General features: G+C 36.5%; 16 protein-coding genes and 1 pseudogene. 12 read left to right on the forward strand and 5 right to left on the reverse strand.

The window, feature by feature from the left end; translation table 11 throughout:
* The first annotated feature begins 326 nt into the window (after nucleotides 1-326).
* The gene (locus tag QS39_RS07325; RefSeq protein WP_004261337.1) at nucleotides 327-1,529 is read left to right on the forward strand and encodes an Abi family protein; all 1,203 of its coding nucleotides are present in this window, start codon (nucleotides 327-329) and stop codon (nucleotides 1,527-1,529) included.
* A 690-nt stretch (nucleotides 1,530-2,219) separates the two neighbouring features.
* On the opposite strand, the gene QS39_RS07330 is transcribed toward QS39_RS07325, so the two are convergent.
* Nucleotides 2,220-3,476: an ISL3 family transposase gene (locus tag QS39_RS07330; protein ID WP_077805087.1), complete on the reverse strand. Its 1,257-nt coding sequence runs from the start codon at nucleotides 3,474-3,476 to the stop codon at nucleotides 2,220-2,222.
* Between the two features lie 195 nt (nucleotides 3,477-3,671).
* Here QS39_RS07330 and QS39_RS07335 point away from each other — a divergent pair, with 195 nt between their 5' ends.
* The 8 genes and pseudogenes from QS39_RS07335 to msr(D) all read left to right on the forward strand — a co-directional run bounded on the left by QS39_RS07335 (nucleotide 3,672) and on the right by msr(D) (nucleotide 12,798).
* Nucleotides 3,672-3,866, forward strand: a complete 195-nt coding sequence (locus QS39_RS07335; RefSeq protein WP_004261333.1) for a hypothetical protein — start codon at nucleotides 3,672-3,674, stop codon at nucleotides 3,864-3,866.
* A 96-nt stretch (nucleotides 3,867-3,962) separates the two neighbouring features.
* On the forward strand, nucleotides 3,963-4,562 hold the full coding sequence (locus tag QS39_RS07340) for a hypothetical protein (RefSeq protein WP_000933555.1): 600 nt from the start codon (nucleotides 3,963-3,965) through the stop codon (nucleotides 4,560-4,562).
* 588 nt (nucleotides 4,563-5,150) lie between these two features.
* Nucleotides 5,151-5,966: pseudogene (locus QS39_RS11370) on the forward strand (ZIP family metal transporter).
* Nucleotides 5,967-5,980: 14 nt separating this feature from the next.
* Complete coding sequence (locus QS39_RS07350; RefSeq protein WP_000076060.1) at nucleotides 5,981-6,358, forward strand: ArsR/SmtB family transcription factor; 378 nt, start codon at nucleotides 5,981-5,983, stop codon at nucleotides 6,356-6,358.
* The gene (locus tag QS39_RS07355) at nucleotides 6,327-8,414 is read left to right on the forward strand and encodes a heavy metal translocating P-type ATPase (RefSeq protein ID WP_000712649.1); all 2,088 of its coding nucleotides are present in this window, start codon (nucleotides 6,327-6,329) and stop codon (nucleotides 8,412-8,414) included. The genes QS39_RS07350 and QS39_RS07355 overlap by 32 nt, the downstream gene beginning before the upstream one ends.
* Before the next feature lie 1,027 nt (nucleotides 8,415-9,441).
* Entirely contained in the window at nucleotides 9,442-9,612 is a 171-nt protein-coding gene (locus QS39_RS07360) for a hypothetical protein (protein WP_000873143.1), read from the forward strand.
* Between the two features lie 385 nt (nucleotides 9,613-9,997).
* Nucleotides 9,998-11,215, forward strand: a complete 1,218-nt coding sequence (gene mef(A) / locus QS39_RS07365; RefSeq protein ID WP_000417519.1) for a macrolide efflux MFS transporter Mef(A) — start codon at nucleotides 9,998-10,000, stop codon at nucleotides 11,213-11,215.
* A gap of 119 nt (nucleotides 11,216-11,334) precedes the next feature.
* Complete coding sequence (gene msr(D), locus QS39_RS07370) at nucleotides 11,335-12,798, forward strand: ABC-F type ribosomal protection protein Msr(D) (protein ID WP_000420313.1); 1,464 nt, start codon at nucleotides 11,335-11,337, stop codon at nucleotides 12,796-12,798.
* 117 nt (nucleotides 12,799-12,915) lie between these two features.
* Here the strand turns inward: msr(D) and QS39_RS07375 are convergent, their stop codons facing one another.
* Genes QS39_RS07375 through QS39_RS07390 form a run of 4 tightly spaced genes read right to left on the reverse strand, consistent with a single transcriptional unit; the run spans nucleotide 12,916 to nucleotide 14,160 of the window.
* Nucleotides 12,916-13,215 (reverse strand): DUF5960 family protein, encoded by a 300-nt coding sequence (locus QS39_RS07375; protein ID WP_001072467.1) that lies wholly within the window; start codon nucleotides 13,213-13,215, stop codon nucleotides 12,916-12,918.
* Nucleotides 13,202-13,570, reverse strand: a complete 369-nt coding sequence (locus QS39_RS07380) for a hypothetical protein (RefSeq protein WP_000567222.1) — start codon at nucleotides 13,568-13,570, stop codon at nucleotides 13,202-13,204. The genes QS39_RS07375 and QS39_RS07380 overlap by 14 nt, the downstream gene beginning before the upstream one ends.
* 12 nt (nucleotides 13,571-13,582) lie before the next feature.
* Nucleotides 13,583-13,918, reverse strand: coding sequence for a DinB/UmuC family translesion DNA polymerase (locus QS39_RS07385; RefSeq protein ID WP_000806926.1), 336 nt, complete (start codon nucleotides 13,916-13,918; stop codon nucleotides 13,583-13,585).
* Nucleotides 13,915-14,160, reverse strand: a complete 246-nt coding sequence (locus tag QS39_RS07390; RefSeq protein WP_001813542.1) for a hypothetical protein — start codon at nucleotides 14,158-14,160, stop codon at nucleotides 13,915-13,917. The genes QS39_RS07385 and QS39_RS07390 overlap by 4 nt, the downstream gene beginning before the upstream one ends.
* A gap of 323 nt (nucleotides 14,161-14,483) precedes the next feature.
* On the opposite strand from QS39_RS07390, the gene QS39_RS07400 reads away from it, so the two are divergent.
* The 3 genes from QS39_RS07400 (at nucleotide 14,484) to QS39_RS07410 (ending at nucleotide 16,161) form a co-directional block, all read left to right on the forward strand.
* Nucleotides 14,484-15,254, forward strand: a complete 771-nt coding sequence (locus QS39_RS07400; RefSeq protein ID WP_077805088.1) for an alpha/beta hydrolase — start codon at nucleotides 14,484-14,486, stop codon at nucleotides 15,252-15,254.
* A 47-nt stretch (nucleotides 15,255-15,301) separates the two neighbouring features.
* Nucleotides 15,302-15,430, forward strand: coding sequence for an ADP-ribosylglycohydrolase (locus QS39_RS07405; RefSeq protein ID WP_077805089.1), 129 nt, complete (start codon nucleotides 15,302-15,304; stop codon nucleotides 15,428-15,430).
* A 104-nt stretch (nucleotides 15,431-15,534) separates the two neighbouring features.
* Complete coding sequence (locus tag QS39_RS07410) at nucleotides 15,535-16,161, forward strand: SAP domain-containing protein (protein ID WP_049511200.1); 627 nt, start codon at nucleotides 15,535-15,537, stop codon at nucleotides 16,159-16,161.
* The last annotated feature ends 180 nt before the right edge of the window (nucleotides 16,162-16,341 follow it).

The raw sequence follows: 16,341 nt of genomic DNA on the forward strand, positions 1-16,341 counted from the left end.
TAAGCAGATATATCAGATAATAGATTTAGATAAATTTGAAGGAGTTATGATGAATCAACTTCTAGACCACATCAGCATTTAAGAGGATGGGAAAATTAGAGTACCCTTCACAGAGGGAACTGAGGTACAGTTACAGAAAAAGAAAGGCTGTAATAACAGCGGGAAATCATTTTCGTTACAGCCTATTTTGCGTTTTTGTGGTATACTGAAATTGTTGAATGACTTTGAAAGTAAACAAGAAAAATAACTATTAAGGCTTTTATATTTGATAGTTATATTTTCAAAAATATGATATAATCAAAGATATTGCAGATGGATAATAAAATATGACTAGAGAAAAAGAGTTTAAGACTATTGAAGAGCAGATTTTGATTCAACGTGACAGGAATTTGAAGATTACTGATGAGCCAGGGATGGTTAGTTTTATTCAGCAGAAAAATTATTTTAATTCTATAAATGGTTTTGAAACTATTTTTTTGGAGACCTCTAATCCTAAAAAATATATGAAAAGAGTCTCTTTCAAAGATTTTGAGAGAATATACACATTGGATAGAAATATAGCTAAGTACTTGTTTCAAGAAATCGAAAAAATTGAGGTTGAACTAAAGTCGAGAATTGCATACGAATTTTCAAAAGCACATTGCAATGGTGGTATTGCTTCTAACTTGAAGTATTTAGATATCAATTGTTATGTGCTACCGACAGCGCACAATCGAAACTCTTTTACAGAATATTTTTATACTCATGGGGATAATAAAAAAACGCATTCTTTTTTTAGAGTGCATACTATTTCAGCTAAGATTAAAGATGTAACATTTACAGGTAATATTAGTACCTTTCATACTCGTAACCGAGATGTATATTACAACCTAGAAGGTGATTTTGATGGAATAGTTGATGATCTTAAAAAAAATCAATACCGAGGGAAATTTTCAGTAAAAGCTTCTAATACTCCTAGTAATATTTCTTCATTAAGTGGTTCTACGAATGTGACAATTCAAATTAATAACATAGAGGGAAGATTTTTTGAATTATCTTATTCTGACTTCTGTAAAATAAAATATCCATATATTTCTAGCTATAAAAATCCTCCGCTTTGGGTTATTATTGATACACTAATGTTAAATGACTTGCTGGTTTTATTTCAAGGATTAGACATTGCTATACAAAATAAAATTATGAGTGAGATGGGATTTGATTCCTCTATTAGTGGGAGTCGGGAGAAATTTATTAACGCTTGTGAAATACTACGTGAGTTGAGAAACCAATTGGCACACTTTGGTCTCATAACCAGATATAGGACGGGAAATAGTATTCTAATCAATAGACTTTTTATCTCTGATTTGTTACTTACTCCTAAAAGGAATAATAGAGTTTTAAAGTTTTATCAAGGTTTAAAAATTTTAAATTCTTTTAATAGATTCTCCCTTAAAAGGATTGATCGAGCTATTCAATCTTATTATTTAAAAAATATGTTACTATTGAAGTTTGATGTTAATAAAAATTTTTTTAACAGAATTGGCAAGTAAGTGTTGCAAAAAGTTGCTGGTTATGATAAAATAATCTACGTTATATTTTAGTGCCACGACGGCGTGAAATCCTTGAAAGAGGTTTTCAAAAGGTCATAAGGGGGAAGGTTAATAAACTTTCCTCCTTATTTTATATATCTAGGTAAGTTGAAAATAGTGTTGAAGATGTTTGATTCCTGAAGTACCTTGAATTGTATAGAGTTTACATGCAGTTCAGAATTTCTGATTTATTATCCAGAGGATAGAACCGCTTATTGAAGATATTTTAGAAAGTTAGTCATTACTAAAGTTAATATTTATTTCTACAGTATAATTCTAAAATCACTTTTTTTCTCTTTCGTCTATTAGTATAGAAGAAAGCTATCACTACACGTCGAGTGTGTAGCTTTGCTCGTAAAAGCCTAGAAAGCTTGGTATGAATCAATTTTATTGTAAGGCTTTTTGTGATATATGAGGAAGTATCAGACTTAGAGCAGCAGTTGAGTGTCTTGGTCCGATAGGTGGTGTTAGTGAGTTTTTATTTCCAATTACCCATAGGGGATACATTCATTACCAATGAGCATGGCTTTATGGGAATGAATGTGTCCCCTCTTATATATGAAACTTAGGCAAGATTTAGTCTTGTGGAAATTTTCAGATGTTGTTGATGAATTTCTGGCTCTTTGTCAACTGTAGTGGGTTGAAGAAAAGCTAAGCTCGAGAAAGGACAAATTTCGTCCTTTCTTTTTTAATGTTCAGAGCTATAAAAATCCGTTTTTTGAAATTTTCAAAGTTTCGAAAACCAAATGCATTGCGTTTGATAAGTTTAATGAGATTATTGGTGGCCTCCAATTTGGCATTAGAATAGGGTAATTGAAGGGCATTGACAATCTTTTCTTTATCCTTGAGGAAGGTTTTAAATACAGTCTGAAAGAGAGGATGAGCCTGATTTAGATTGTCCTCAATGAGCCCGAAAAATTTCTCCGGATCCTTATTCTGAAAGTGAAAAAGCAAGAGCTGATAGAGATGATAGTGATGTTTCAAGTCTTCTGAATAGTTCAAATGCTTGTCTAGAATCTCTTTATTGGTTAAGTGCATACGAAAAGTAGGGCGATAAAATCGCTTATCACTGAGTTTACGGCTATCCTGTTGAATGAGTTTCCAGTAGCGCTTGATAGCCTTGTATTCATGAGATTTTCGCTCAAACTGATTCATGATTTGAACACGCACACGACTCATAGCACGGCTAAGATGTTGTACAATGTGGAAGCGATCTAGAACGATTTTGGCATACGGAAAAAGATGTTTAGCCAAGTCATAGTAAGGACTAAACATATCCATAGTAATGATTTTGGTGCGACATCGGACGGCTCTATCATATTTAAGAAAGTGATCACGAATGACAGCTTGTGTTCTACCCTTAAGAACAGTGATGATGTTGAGATTATCAAAATCTTGTGCAATGAAACTCATCTTTCCCTTAGTAAAGGCATACTCGTCCCAGGACATAATCTCAGGAAGACGAGAAAAATCATGCTTAAAGTGGAAATCATTGAGCTTTCGAATGACAGTTGAAGTTGAAATGGAAAGCTGATGGGCAATATCGGTCATAGAAGTCTTTTCAATTAACTTTTGCGCAATCTTTTGGTTGATAATACGAGGAATTTGATGATTCTTCTTGACGAGTGAGGTCTCGGCGACCATCATTTTCGAGCAATGATAGCACTTGAAACGACGCTTTCTAAATAGAATTCTAGTAGGCATACCAGTCGTTTTGAGGTAAGGAATCTTAGAAGGTTTTTGAAAGTCATATTTTTTCATTTGACTTCCACAATAAGGACAAGATGGAGCATCGTAGTCCAGTTTGGCGATGATTTCTTTGTGTGTATCCCTATTGATGATATCTATAATTTGAATATTAGGGTCTTTAATGTCTAGTAGTTTTGTGATAAAATGTAATTGTTCCATATGATTCTTTCTAATGAGTTGTTTGATCGCTTTTCATTATAGGTCATATGGGACTTTTTTTCTACCCTAAAATAGGCTCCATAATATCTATAGGGGATTTACCCACTACAAATATTATAGAGCCGAATTTCTTAACATAGTTTGAGTTTTAATTTTTAGAAGATTTATTAGACTGCTCAAGAACATAGATCTGATGTGGTAGCTAAGTGGCAAAAGCTAGAGCAGGGAGCAAATCTTCTCCATAAGCACTATGCAAAGCAGATGTATCAGATACTAGATTTAGATAAATTTGATGGAGTTATCATGAATCGAGTTCTCGACCACATCAGTATTTCAGAAGCTGGACAAATTGTAGTAACTTTCCTTGAAGGAACTGAGGTAGATTTATAAGAGACTGTTACTGGGAAGTTACAGTCTTTTTAGTGGGTTAATGGTATAATGAGATTATAAATGTGGATATTGTTTAAATTCTCTGGAGGACGCATAATGTTGAATTTAGTAAAAGGTCACCAAGTTAGCTTGGTAGAAAACCTGTTTGAATCATTTACAAAGTTAACTGAACATCATTTGATGGCGAATGTACACGCAGAAAAAATATTAGAGGTTTTTCAACACTTTATTGCGATTCATGATGAGCCCTTGTTTTTTATTTTGGAATTGCCTGTCAGTATTGATAGAGAAAAAGTGATAGAAAAGAATATTATCAAGGAATCTCATAAGGATGTTTATTATATTGATGGTTGTTCAAGAGAGGAATGCCTAGCACTGTTGATTAGATACGGTGATTTACTTGTTAATGATGGACTAAGTAAGTTTGGATTTGGTGGGCATAAAAGTCATGATGAGATCATGCTTGATAGCTATAATGTTGTGACAATTTATAGTAAAGAACTATCGAAATTTAATGACTTTTTTGAACCTCATAATATTCAATTTGTAGAAGAACTAGTGACAGCTTGGGGAACTTTTTCTAAGACTTCACCAGGAATCTCTGAAATCTATGAAAGTAATGGAAAAACTGTTTATGATTTGCCTGTAGAATTAGCTGAATGGGGAATATACTTAGTTGAAACTCGAACCGAATAGGCATAACTATAGGTTAGAAATAGGATATTTCAGTTCCTCTAATACTCCAAATTTAACTTTAGTCAATTTGTAGAAGGAAAAGCAAGATGTAAGCACATATCGAGGTTTTGGGACTACTGGAGAAAAAGATATAGTCTACCGTTTCAGGGTTTACAAAAGGCTTGATATTAAGCCTTTTTTGAATTTTGAGTGAAGTATAAATCTAACAGTCTGAGTTGAGATAGTATTATTGATAGCAGTAATGTCTGAAATTTATTTCCACATACTCAGTGGAGGTTCAAAATGTTCCTGCATGTGAGGTGTCTGTGGGAATAGTTTTGGCCCCCCTTTTTTATTTTCAGATATCACTATGATGGTTTGTGGAACTATTTTTCTTATATGGTAGGATAGGTATCAGAGTGAGTAGAATACCCTATAGGTATGTGTTTGTTTCCATAGACTAGGAGGTAATGGGAATAAACATACCCACCTAGCTATGGGGATTTCTCATAGCTTTTTTACTTTCTTCCTTGACAATTGAGCAACTGTTCAACTATAATGGTAATAGTTGAACAGTTGCTCAACTATTATCGATTATTGAGGTATAAGATGTCATTTTTTTCATCTCTATCACCAGTAATGCAAGCTTTATTAGCTGGCTTATTCACCTGTTTTGTACCATTATCGGTGCTAGTTTGGTCTTTTTTGTCAAAACCATTCATCAAAAATTCATGGATATGATGATGGGCTTGGCAGCGGGTATTATGACGGCAGCTGCAGTCTGGTCTTTGCTTGTCCTTTCATTTGGCTATAGCCAGTCAATGGCTGCAAACAGATTTTACTGGTTGCCGACGGCTGTTGGTTTTTATTGTCGGGGGCTTAATTATCCGCTTTATTGATTATTTGGTTCCCCACCTGCATTTGAATCAACAGATGAGTGATAAGGAAGGGATTTTGAATCCCCAAAGACCCTTATCAAAGACCATGCTGCTTTATCTGGCGGTAGTGATTCATAATATACCAGAGGGCTTAGCAGTTGGTGTGGCAAATGCCACAACTGGACTTTCCTTTACGTGGATGAGTGCCCTTGGATTAGCCTTGTGAATTGGTATCCAAAATATTCCAGAAGGCTCTGCCTTGTCCTTGCCGCTACGGGCAGAAGGGCGAAGTAGGAAATCAGCTTTCTACTATGGCGCCATGTCAGCGATTGTTGAGCCGATTGCAGTTGTTTTAGGGGCCTATGCTGTTATGTCTATGCCCCAGCTACTATCTTATGCTCTCTCATTTGCGGCAGGAGCCATGATTTATGTTGTAGTGGAAAAACTTGTGCCAGGTGCTCAAGAACACAAGAATACCGATATTGCAACAGGTGAGTTTATGGACGGATTTCTAATTATGATGTTACTTGATACAACTTTAGGATAGGAGGAATACAAAATATGTCACAGTGTTTAACAGCTTGTAATCCAGATTTAATTCAAGGGGTCCATGAGACGGAGTTTGATACCGTTACATTGCTAAATATGTCCAATTTTTTTAAGGCGATTTCTGATCCAACTCGTTTGCGGATTTTACAAGCAGTACGGCAAAAAACAATTTGTGTCGGAGACTTAGCGATTGCGTTACAGATGACCAAATCTGCTATTTCTCACCAACTACGCTATCTGCGGGACTGCCAATTGGTCAAGGGGGAGAAAAAAGGAAAGATGACCTATTATGAACTTGCGGATAATCATGTCGCATCAGTCTTGTCTTTGACACTGAAGCATTTGAAGGAGGAAAAACATGAAGAAAGAGTATGTACTTCGGGGAATTGACTGTGGCAATTGTGCTGCTAAGATTGAACGTGCTGTCAATCAATTGGAGCAGGTAGAATCTGCCACTGTCAATCTGATAGCTCAAAAGCTGACTTTGGAAACAAAAAGCGAAGATGGGATAGATAAGGAAATTATTGACTTAGTAGATGCTATTGAACCTGGAATCGAAGTGATCAGTGAGAAAAAGGAAGAGGCACTTCCAGAAAAACGAGATTGGGCGAAAGAGCTGCTACTTGCTGTTACGATTCTATTTGCCTTCGGCTTTTTCCTGCCAGAGGAGTATTTCTGGATTCGTCTGGTCTATTATCTGACCCTATATATCATTATCGGTCATAAGGTTCTTATCAAGATGGTTCAAAATATTCAACGTGGCAATATTTTTGATGAAAACTTTTTGATGAGTATCGCGACCTTAGGAGCCTTTCTCTTGGGAGAATTTCCAGAGGCAGTAGCCGTCATGCTTTTTTATCAGATTGGGGAGTATTTCCAAGACAAGGCCACCTCTCAATCTCGTCAGTCCATTGCACAATTGATGGATATTCGGTCGGTTAAGGCTTGGAGACTAGAGGGGGGAGAAGCCGTTCAAGTAGACCCTGAAACAGTAAGGGTTGCGGACCATATTTTAGTTAAGCCTGGGGAGAAGGTGCCCCTAGATGGTCTGGTCAGAAAAGGTCGTTCTATTCTGGATACGTCAGCCTTGACAGGAGAATCACTGCCTAGGGAAATTGGCGTTGGTGAGGACATTACAAGTGGTGTGATCAATTTGACTAGTCCATTGGTAATTGAAGTGAGAAAGACTTTTTCGCAATCAACGGTCAACAAAATTTTGGAATTAGTTGAAAATGCAAGCAATAAAAAAGCGGAGACGGAACGGATGATCACACGTTTTTCGCGTGTGTATACACCAGTGGTTGTCGGAATCGCTTTTCTGCTTGCAAGCCTGCCTCCCTTGCTTGGTTTAGGGGAGTGGTCGACTTGGCTTTATCGGGCACTTACCTTTTTAGTCATTTCTTGCCCTTGTGCTCTTGCGGTTTCGGTACCAATGAGTTTCTTTGGCGGGCTAGGGGGAGCATCTAAATTAGGTGTCTTAGTGAAAGGTGGAAATTATTTAGAGGCTCTTGCCAAGTTGGATACGGTCGTATTTGATAAGACGGGGACAATTACAAAAGGTATCTTTGCGGTAGATACCGTTGTCAACGCAGAAGGTATCGAGGATAATATTCTGTACCTCGCTGCCCATTTGGAAAGCTATTCCAATCATCCAATCGCAAACTCGATTCGAACAGCCTATGGACAGGAAGTGGACGAGAATAGGGTGAGTCAGATTACCGAGCTACCAGGGCAGGGCATGTCCGGTAGGATAGATGGCAGACAGCTCTATCTTGGGAATGCTAGATTAATGGAAGTTCAAGGGATTGCTTATCCAGCTATTGACAGCACAGGAACAGTTCTCTATTTGGCAGAGGACAGTCACTTTTTAGGCTATTTCCTTATCACAGACCAAGTGAAGGAGACGAGCATCGAGGCCTTGAAGGATTTACAGGCGGTCGGAATTAAAAAAACGGTTCTCCTTTCAGGTGATCGTCAGGCAGTGGTTGATGAATTTGCACAGCAATTTGCCTTCAATGATGCATTTGGAGATTGCTTGCCTCAGGATAAGGTGAGTACATTTGAGGAAATTCTGACTCAGTCTCAGCAGGCTGTTGCCTTTGTTGGAGATGGAGTGAATGATGCACCGGTTCTTGCTAGGGCAGATGTTGGTATTGCTATGGGAGGGCTAGGTTCGGACGCAGCCATTGAATCAGCAGATGTTGTACTGATGGATGATGACCTTGGAAAACTTCCTCAAGTCATTCGACTGGCTAAAAAGACAGTCAGAATAGCTCGGCAAAACATGACCTTGGCTATTGTAGTTAAACTAATTTTCTTGGTTCTAAGTGGATTGGGAATTTCTAATATGTGGGAGGCAATCTTTGCAGATGTTGGTGTAACGCTACTGGCAGTATGGAATGCATTGAGGACCTTGAGGATAGATACCTCCACTTTGTCAAAGTAAGTGAACAAACAGAGCGATATACAAGTTTTTGTATAATCGCTTTTTTAAACTATGATATGGGCTTTAACGATTTTAACCTAAATCTAGTAACCGTTGAACGTGCATCAATAGAACACACTATGACCATCAACAAGAACTACGTTACTTTCATTAAGGGTATTTTCTGGTAAATTTCAAAAATAAAACCTTGATTTTGCGCCATTTCTTTTTTTCCTTCCCGAAGGCGCGGGAGTACACCCCTTTTGTTAAGGATTTATCCCTTTTTAAATAAAAATAATACAAGTAGGACACTTCTAAAAGTGATCTACTTTTTTTAAATATTTTCATTCTAAAGTTTAATTTTAAACAACAACTCTATCACTTTCGTTATATAATATAGATGTTGACTAACTCCACACGTGGAGTGTGTGAGTTTGTTAGTGAAACGCAGTTAAACCTCAAAAGGTTCCCTGAACCTTTTGAGGTCCACAGACGCACCATGTTGAGGCGGTAAGTTTGCTAGTCAAGGAGTAAAACGACGAAGATTAGCATTTACTTCCGCCCATGCGATAGCTGTCCGTGATTGACAAGTGCTAGCACGCAGACAGAACGGAGATAGCGAACCGCTGAGTGTGTCGCTCTGCTCGTAAAAGCTTAGAAACCTTTGAACGAAAGGGATAATGAAAGCCTTGATTGCAAGGCTTTTTGCTTTATGGTGGGTAAGTATCAGAGTGAGAAAATTTTTGGAATGAGTAGAAGTGATAGCTAGAAATTATCAGTTTCTATTTCCATTTACCCTGTGGGTACGTGTTTGTTTCCATTGACAAGGAGTTTGTGGGAATAGAAATGTACCCACCTTGTTTGAATCAAGTGAAGTGTAGTTGAAGGAAATCTGTTGAAAGCAATACTTCATTTTACCGAATAAGTAATAATTTAGGCAACTTCAAATCGATTAAAAAAAACTATTTTAAAGGTTAAGAGTAGACAAAAATTGTCCACTCTTTTTTGCAAACTCAATTTATCAATAAATGAAATGAGGGAATGTAAAATGAAATATTTTGAGGTTGAGTTAGAAAATCCTGATGAATTTTTAAAACTACAAACAGAAGATTTTGTGAAAGCTAATCGCTTGCTACTAAGGAAGATAATCCAGAGCGTTACAGTCTATGAAGAAAACTTCGTCATATCCTTTAAATCTGGCATCGAATTGGAAGTATGAGTCTCATTCCATAACTTTTATATTGAACATATCATCTTGTTGTGTTATACTATAAATTGATATAAACAAAGATGTAGGAGGAACCGAAACTATGACAGCCTCAATGCGTTTAAGATAAGCTGGCAATAAAAAAAGCAGAATCTATACCCGATGATAGGCTTTTTTGTTGTGCTTATTTATACGATATTGAGCATTCATTAGTTACGGTGAGGATATTGGTTATTTAACTATACCTTTATTTAACTATGTCTTTAATATGAATGTTTCCAAATTGTATGTATGCAGACCAAAAGCCACATTGTGGGGTTTGGCCTGCATTTTTTATTGCCTAGAATGCTATTCAAAATAGAAATTCAAGCAAAATAATATGCAGGAGATAATATAAATGGAAAAATACAACAATTGGAAACGAAAATTTTATGCAATATGGGCAGGGCAAGCAGTATCATTAATCACTAGTGCCATCCTGCAAATGGCGATTATTTTTTACCTTACAGAAAAAACAGGATCTGCGATGGTCTTGTCTATGGCTTCATTAGTAGGTTTTTTACCCTATGCGATTTTGGGACCTGCCATTGGTGTGCTAGTGGATCGTCATGATAGGAAGAAGATAATGATTGGTGCCGATTTAATTATCGCAGCAGCTGGTGCAGTGCTTGCTATTGTTGCATTCTGTATGGAGCTACCTGTCTGGATGATTATGATAGTATTGTTTATCCGTAGCATTGGAACAGCTTTTCATACCCCAGCACTCAATGCGGTTACACCACTTTTAGTACCAGAAGAACAGCTAACGAAATGCGCAGGCTATAGTCAGTCTTTGCAGTCTATAAGCTATATTGTTAGTCCGGCAGTTGCAGCACTCTTATACTCCGTTTGGGATTTAAATGCTATTATTGCCATCGACGTATTGGGTGCTGTGATTGCATCTATTACGGTAGCAATTGTACGTATACCTAAGCTGGGTAATCAAGTGCAAAGTTTAGAACCAAATTTCATAAGGGAGATGAAAGAAGGAGTTGTGGTTCTGAGACAAAACAAAGGATTGTTTGCCTTATTACTCTTAGGAACACTATATACTTTTGTTTATATGCCAATCAATGCACTATTTCCTTTAATAAGCATGGAACACTTTAATGGAACGCCTGTGCATATTTCTATTACGGAAATTTCCTTTGCATTTGGGATGCTAGCAGGAGGCTTATTATTAGGAAGATTAGGGGGCTTCGAAAAGCATGTATTACTAATAACAAGTTCATTTTTTATAATGGGGACCAGTTTAGCCGTTTCGGGAATACTTCCTCCAAATGGATTTGTAATATTCGTAGTTTGCTGTGCAATAATGGGGCTTTCGGTGCCATTTTATAGCGGTGTGCAAACAGCTCTTTTTCAGGAGAAAATTAAGCCTGAATATTTAGGACGTGTATTTTCTTTGATCGGAAGTATCATGTCACTTGCTATGCCAATTGGGTTAATTCTTTCTGGATTCTTTGCTGATAAAATCGGTGTAAATCATTGGTTTTTACTATCAGGTATTTTAATTATTGGCATTGCTATAGTTTGCCAAATGATAACTGAGGTTAGAAAATTAGATTTAAAATAAACAATATTGGAGGAATATTTATGTATCTTATTTTCATGTAACTCTTCCTGCTAAAATCGCAGGGTTTTCCCTGCATACAAGCAAATGAAAGCATGCGATTATAGACAGGAGGAAATGTTATGGAATTAATATTAAAAGCAAAAGACATTCGTGTGGAATTCAAAGGACGCGATGTTTTAGATATAAATGAATTAGAAGTATATGATTATGACCGTATTGGTTTAGTAGGAGCAAATGGTGCTGGAAAAAGCACTTTACTCAGGGTACTTTTAGGAGAATTAACTCCCCCAGGATGTAAAATGAATCGTCTGGGTGAACTTGCCTATATTCCCCAGTTGGACGAAGTAACTCTGCAGGAGGAAAAAGATTTTGCACTTGTAGGCAAGCTAGGTGTTGAGCAATTAAATATACAGACTATGAGCGGTGGTGAAGAAACAAGGCTTAAAATAGCACAGGCCTTATCGGCACAGGTTCATGGTATTTTAGCGGATGAACCTACGAGCCATTTAGACCGTGAAGGAATTGATTTTCTAATAGGACAGCTAAAATATTTTACAGGTGCACTGTTAGTTATTAGCCATGACCGCTATTTTCTTGATGAAATAGTAGATAAAATATGGGAACTGAAAGATGGCAAAATCACTGAGTATTGGGGAAACTATTCTGATTATCTTCGTCAGAAAGAGGAAGAACGTAAGAGCCAAGCTGCAGAATACGAACAATTTATTGCGGAACGTGCCCGATTGGAAAGGGCTGCGGAGGAAAAGCGAAAACAGGCTCGTAAAATAGAACAGAAGGCAAAAGGTTCTTCAAAGAAAAAAAGTACTGAAGACGGAGGGCGTTTAGCTCATCAAAAATCAATAGGAAGTAAGGAAAAAAAGATGTATAATGCTGCTAAAACCCTAGAGCACAGGATTGCGGCCTTAGGAAAAGTAGAAGCTCCGGAAGGCATTCGCAGAATTCGTTTCAGGCAAAGTAAAGCATTGGAGCTCCATAATCCATACCCTATAGTCGGTGCAGAAATTAATAAAGTATTTGGGGATAAGGCTCTGTTTGAAAATGCATCTTTTCAAATTCCGTTAGGAGCAAAAGTGGCGTTAACTGGTGGTAATGGAATCGGAAAAACAACTTTAATCCAAATGATCTTAAACCATGAAGAAGGAATTTCTATTTCGCCTAAGGCAAAAATAGGTTACTTTGCACAGAATGGTTACAAGTACAACAGTAATCAGAATGTTATGGAGTTTATGCAGAAGGATTGTGACTACAATATATCAGAAATTCGTTCAGTGCTAGCATCTATGGGGTTCAAACAGAACGATATTGGAAAAAGTTTATCTGTTTTAAGCGGTGGAGAAATTATAAAATTGTTGCTTGCTAAAATGCTCATGGGTAGATATAACATCCTAATAATGGATGAACCCAGTAACTTCCTTGACATACCAAGTTTAGAGGCTTTGGAAATACTAATGAAGGAGTACACCGGAACTATCGTGTTTATCACCCACGATAAACGATTACTCGAAAATGTAGCAGATGTAGTTTATGAAATTAGAGATAAGAAAATAAATCTGAAACATTAAATTTAAGGTAGTCGCTGGTCAGTATAGTCTGTTCTGGTTGGCGACTCCATTGTTAAAGAGTATAAAGACTTTAGATTTTATGAATATTAAAAATAGGAACAGTCAATTGAACTGCTCCTATTTTTCTGCTAAATATATTGTAGTTTTCTTATATGTATAATGATAGATTAGCGGATTCTCATCTACGGTACTTACTTCAAATATGAAGAAGTGATCGCGGTTATCTCTGGACTTTTCCTTATTGAGGACAAAGTAATTCTTACGTGAAGTCGCCATTGTTTTTAGGATATCATCAGTTAGGAAGGTCAATGGAATATTCATGTTAGAGTAGCGGTAGAAGTCACGTTCAAAATCTTGGTAGCTCTCGCTATAATAGTCCATTTGTAGGTGATTACGCTGAAACTCAAGCTGATTCATAGAGCACCTCCTCGACAAGTTCAATACTAATAATGTCTTTTAATTTCAAATTGATGTGACCTGTTGTAGTTTTTATCAAAATGAAATCTTTGGTCAGACTTGGTATTGTTCCAGTGTAGGAAACACGCTTGTTTTTTTCAATCACTTGAATGCGTGTGCGTAGCTGCCCGGCGTATACTTGACTGAGGAGTAATAATTTCTTCTCTAGTGATAAGTCAGACATGTACGTTACTTTGTTTGTATCATCAGAGAGTGCTGATGCATGTTCAGATAGGAAAAAGCCCATCCATTTTTGCATCTTTGTATCCTGGTACTCTCTTGCTGATTGAAATGGTAAATATGAACGGTCAATCATATCAAATCCTTTCTATGCAGAGGCAAGGGTATTTTTATCAAATTGAATCGTAAAACCTTGAATTCCCCCACCTGTGTAACATTCTTTAAAGCGATTGATTACCTCAGTATAGATTATCACAGATGAGCTTGTTGGCTTAATGCTAAATGTAAATTCCAATGGTAATCGGTTTTCAGATTTAGCATGTACTAGTCGTATCGATATTTCAGTTGTTTTGAGTTTTCTCTGACGAAGTTTTGAAGTTGCTGTTTCAACGATTCCATGTAAAAATCTTTCAAGCATTTCAATATCATTACATCCTTTGCTACGGATTTCTGAAAATTGTACTGTATTTTTTTCTTGTTTCATTTTAATCCCTCCAATCCACCCGCGGAATGACCACCGATAAGTTTACTGCGTTCAATATTTCTGGAACCTTCAGTTAGGACGGTTCCTTTTTGTATGGCTAAAAAACCAAACTGTTCTCTGACAACATCAATAGCTGTCTGAAGTCTATTATCTTTTTCAATTTGTTCTACATCATCAAAGAGTGATAGTAGAGTATAGCTTTCATCTACGAAGCCACTATAAGATACACCAATTTGTCTCACTGCACCAGAGGTGTATTTTTTCGGAATAATACAAGTACATGACTCACCATTGTTTTGGGGAGATTTGCGGGTTCAATTTTATTCTGAGCATTTATAGATTTTTTCATCTCAGTCCTAGAATAGCCAATATGAATAGAAACGACAGTAGTCAATACTAGGGCTACTGTTCCGTTCCACAGTATCATTTAAAAATCATTTTCACACCCTTTCGTCTATTAGTATAGAAGAAAGCTCTCAGCACATGTTGAGGCGGTATCACTGCTTGTACGAGCTGATTAAACATGGGTGTAGCTAGTGAAAGTTCTACAGTAAGGAGTTTAAACATGAAATTCCATGAATTTGGTGATAAGAATTTGCCTCCTATTTTACTGATACATGGTGGTGGAAGTTCTTGGTGGAATTATCTTCGTCAAGCACGAATCTTGTCAGAAGAATATCGTATTATTCTACCCACTTTGAATGGCCACGGCGAGGAATATCAACTTGATTATGTTTCTACTGAAGATTCTGCTTTGGAGATTCTAGACTATATCAAAGCAAACTATGGTGGGAAATTGTTTGCAATCGGTGGTGTTTCACTTGGTGGTCAAATTGCCATGGAGCTTTTGTCTTTAGACAGTGAAATTGCTGAGAAGGCCATCATAGATGGAAGCCTCTGTATTCCTCAACCAAGGTTAGCTAAAATCAGCATCTTTCTAGTGTCTCTATTTGGTAAACTGATGTTCAATAAATTCTCTTGCAAACTTCAGTTAAGCATGATGAACAAACTCTATCCTAAACTGGCTTATCCAGAGGAAATAAAAGCTTATTATTTGGAGGATCTGCCAAGGACACCTGTTAAAACATTGGTGACCATTTACAAAACCTATATGGGGCATTACAAGCTGAAAGATATGATTTCTGCTAGCAAAGCTCAAGTTCTGTATATCTATGGTGAAAAAGAATTGAACTGTGTGAAAAAATCAGCGAAATTATTTCATCAGCTACATGCAAATACAATTTTGTATGAAGCAAAGGGCTATAATCACGGCTATTTGTCAGCTTACCTGCCTCAAGAGTGGATTGATTTGGTGGCACCATTTTTAAAGAGTTAACCATTGGGAATGTGTAATAAATCTGATATGTCACAAGGAGGTATCTTATGCTCGGAGCAATTATTGGAGATATTGTCGGTTCTGTTTACGAATGGAACAATATCAAAACGAAGGTTTTTTCTTTATTTTGTGAGGATTGTTTTTTCACGGATGATACGGTAAGTCCGAACCGTTGAATGTGTAAGTTTGTTAGTGAAACGAAGTTAAACGTCAAAACAATGAAACTAAAACTCCATTATTTTGATATGACAACCTAAATTGGTTTTAAGGAGGTGTTATATTGATAGAAAGCAGACCTGAGTTTGATAAAATCGCATCCTTTGATGAGTTCAATAAATACTATTGGTACCGTGATGAACTTTCACAGATATGCAAGTCATTAGGGCTTGAATATAGGGGTACTAAACAAGAACTCAATCATATTATTGAGCAGTACTTTAAGGGGAATTTGATTAAAAAATCATCAATAAAAAGGAAAAAGAAACAAGTAGAAGTCGTTGCCTTAGATACGCCCTTACTTGAATGTGGATTCTCCTTTAATGCAGACTTTAGAGAATATTTCTCAACTTTAACAGATGTTTCGCCCTTTAAGTTTACTGCCGATATGGCGACTGCTTGGAGAAAAGTAAAAAGAGAAAATGATTTGAGTTTTACAATCCAAGATATGCTAAAAGTTTATTATGGAAATTCAGATTATGCCAAGTATGATCATTTGGTTTGTCAATGGAACCAATTTTTAAAGGACTTCTGTGCAGACGAAAATAGTCGTAACTACTCAAACAAGTTAAAAGTTGCATCTATTCTTTGGAAAGAAGTTAGAAATTCAAGTAATGAAAAAATTTATTCAAAAAATCTTTTGACTGAATATGCTGATAAAATAAAAGAGTATGGGAAGGTAGTTCAATAGAAGTGCCTTTGTTTTGAAAATCTGAATTTTTAACTAGCTATTATACATGTCTTGTTTTATAATTTAGAGGATTTAAAACCTTTTGATTTGATTGCTGTTCGCTTAGCTGAATTACAACAGTATCTAAGTTTAAAGTAAGCGACAATCATTTTAAGCAATTTTGAGCAAGTCAAGGATATT

The sequence above is a fragment of the Streptococcus mitis genome (assembly GCF_002005545.1).
In the GTDB taxonomy this organism is placed as follows: domain Bacteria; phylum Bacillota; class Bacilli; order Lactobacillales; family Streptococcaceae; genus Streptococcus; species Streptococcus mitis_I.

Bases quoted from the DNA above. Each gene is read 5' to 3' on its own strand.
- QS39_RS07325 (WP_004261337.1), top strand. From the start codon at position 327: ATGACTAGAGAAAAAGAGTTTAAGACTATTGAAGAGCAGATTTTGATT.
- QS39_RS07330 (WP_077805087.1), bottom strand. From the start codon at position 3,476: ATGGAACAATTACATTTTATCACAAAACTACTAGACATTAAAGACCCT.
- QS39_RS07340 (WP_000933555.1), top strand. From the start codon at position 3,963: ATGTTGAATTTAGTAAAAGGTCACCAAGTTAGCTTGGTAGAAAACCTG.
- QS39_RS07350 (WP_000076060.1), top strand. From the start codon at position 5,981: ATGTCACAGTGTTTAACAGCTTGTAATCCAGATTTAATTCAAGGGGTC.
- QS39_RS07355 (WP_000712649.1), top strand. From the start codon at position 6,327: ATGAAGAAAGAGTATGTACTTCGGGGAATTGACTGTGGCAATTGTGCT.
- QS39_RS07360 (WP_000873143.1), top strand. From the start codon at position 9,442: ATGAAATATTTTGAGGTTGAGTTAGAAAATCCTGATGAATTTTTAAAA.
- QS39_RS07375 (WP_001072467.1), bottom strand. From the start codon at position 13,215: ATGAATCAGCTTGAGTTTCAGCGTAATCACCTACAAATGGACTATTAT.
- QS39_RS07380 (WP_000567222.1), bottom strand. From the start codon at position 13,570: ATGATTGACCGTTCATATTTACCATTTCAATCAGCAAGAGAGTACCAG.
- QS39_RS07385 (WP_000806926.1), bottom strand. From the start codon at position 13,918: ATGAAACAAGAAAAAAATACAGTACAATTTTCAGAAATCCGTAGCAAA.
- QS39_RS07400 (WP_077805088.1), top strand. From the start codon at position 14,484: ATGAAATTCCATGAATTTGGTGATAAGAATTTGCCTCCTATTTTACTG.
- QS39_RS07405 (WP_077805089.1), top strand. From the start codon at position 15,302: ATGCTCGGAGCAATTATTGGAGATATTGTCGGTTCTGTTTACGAATGG.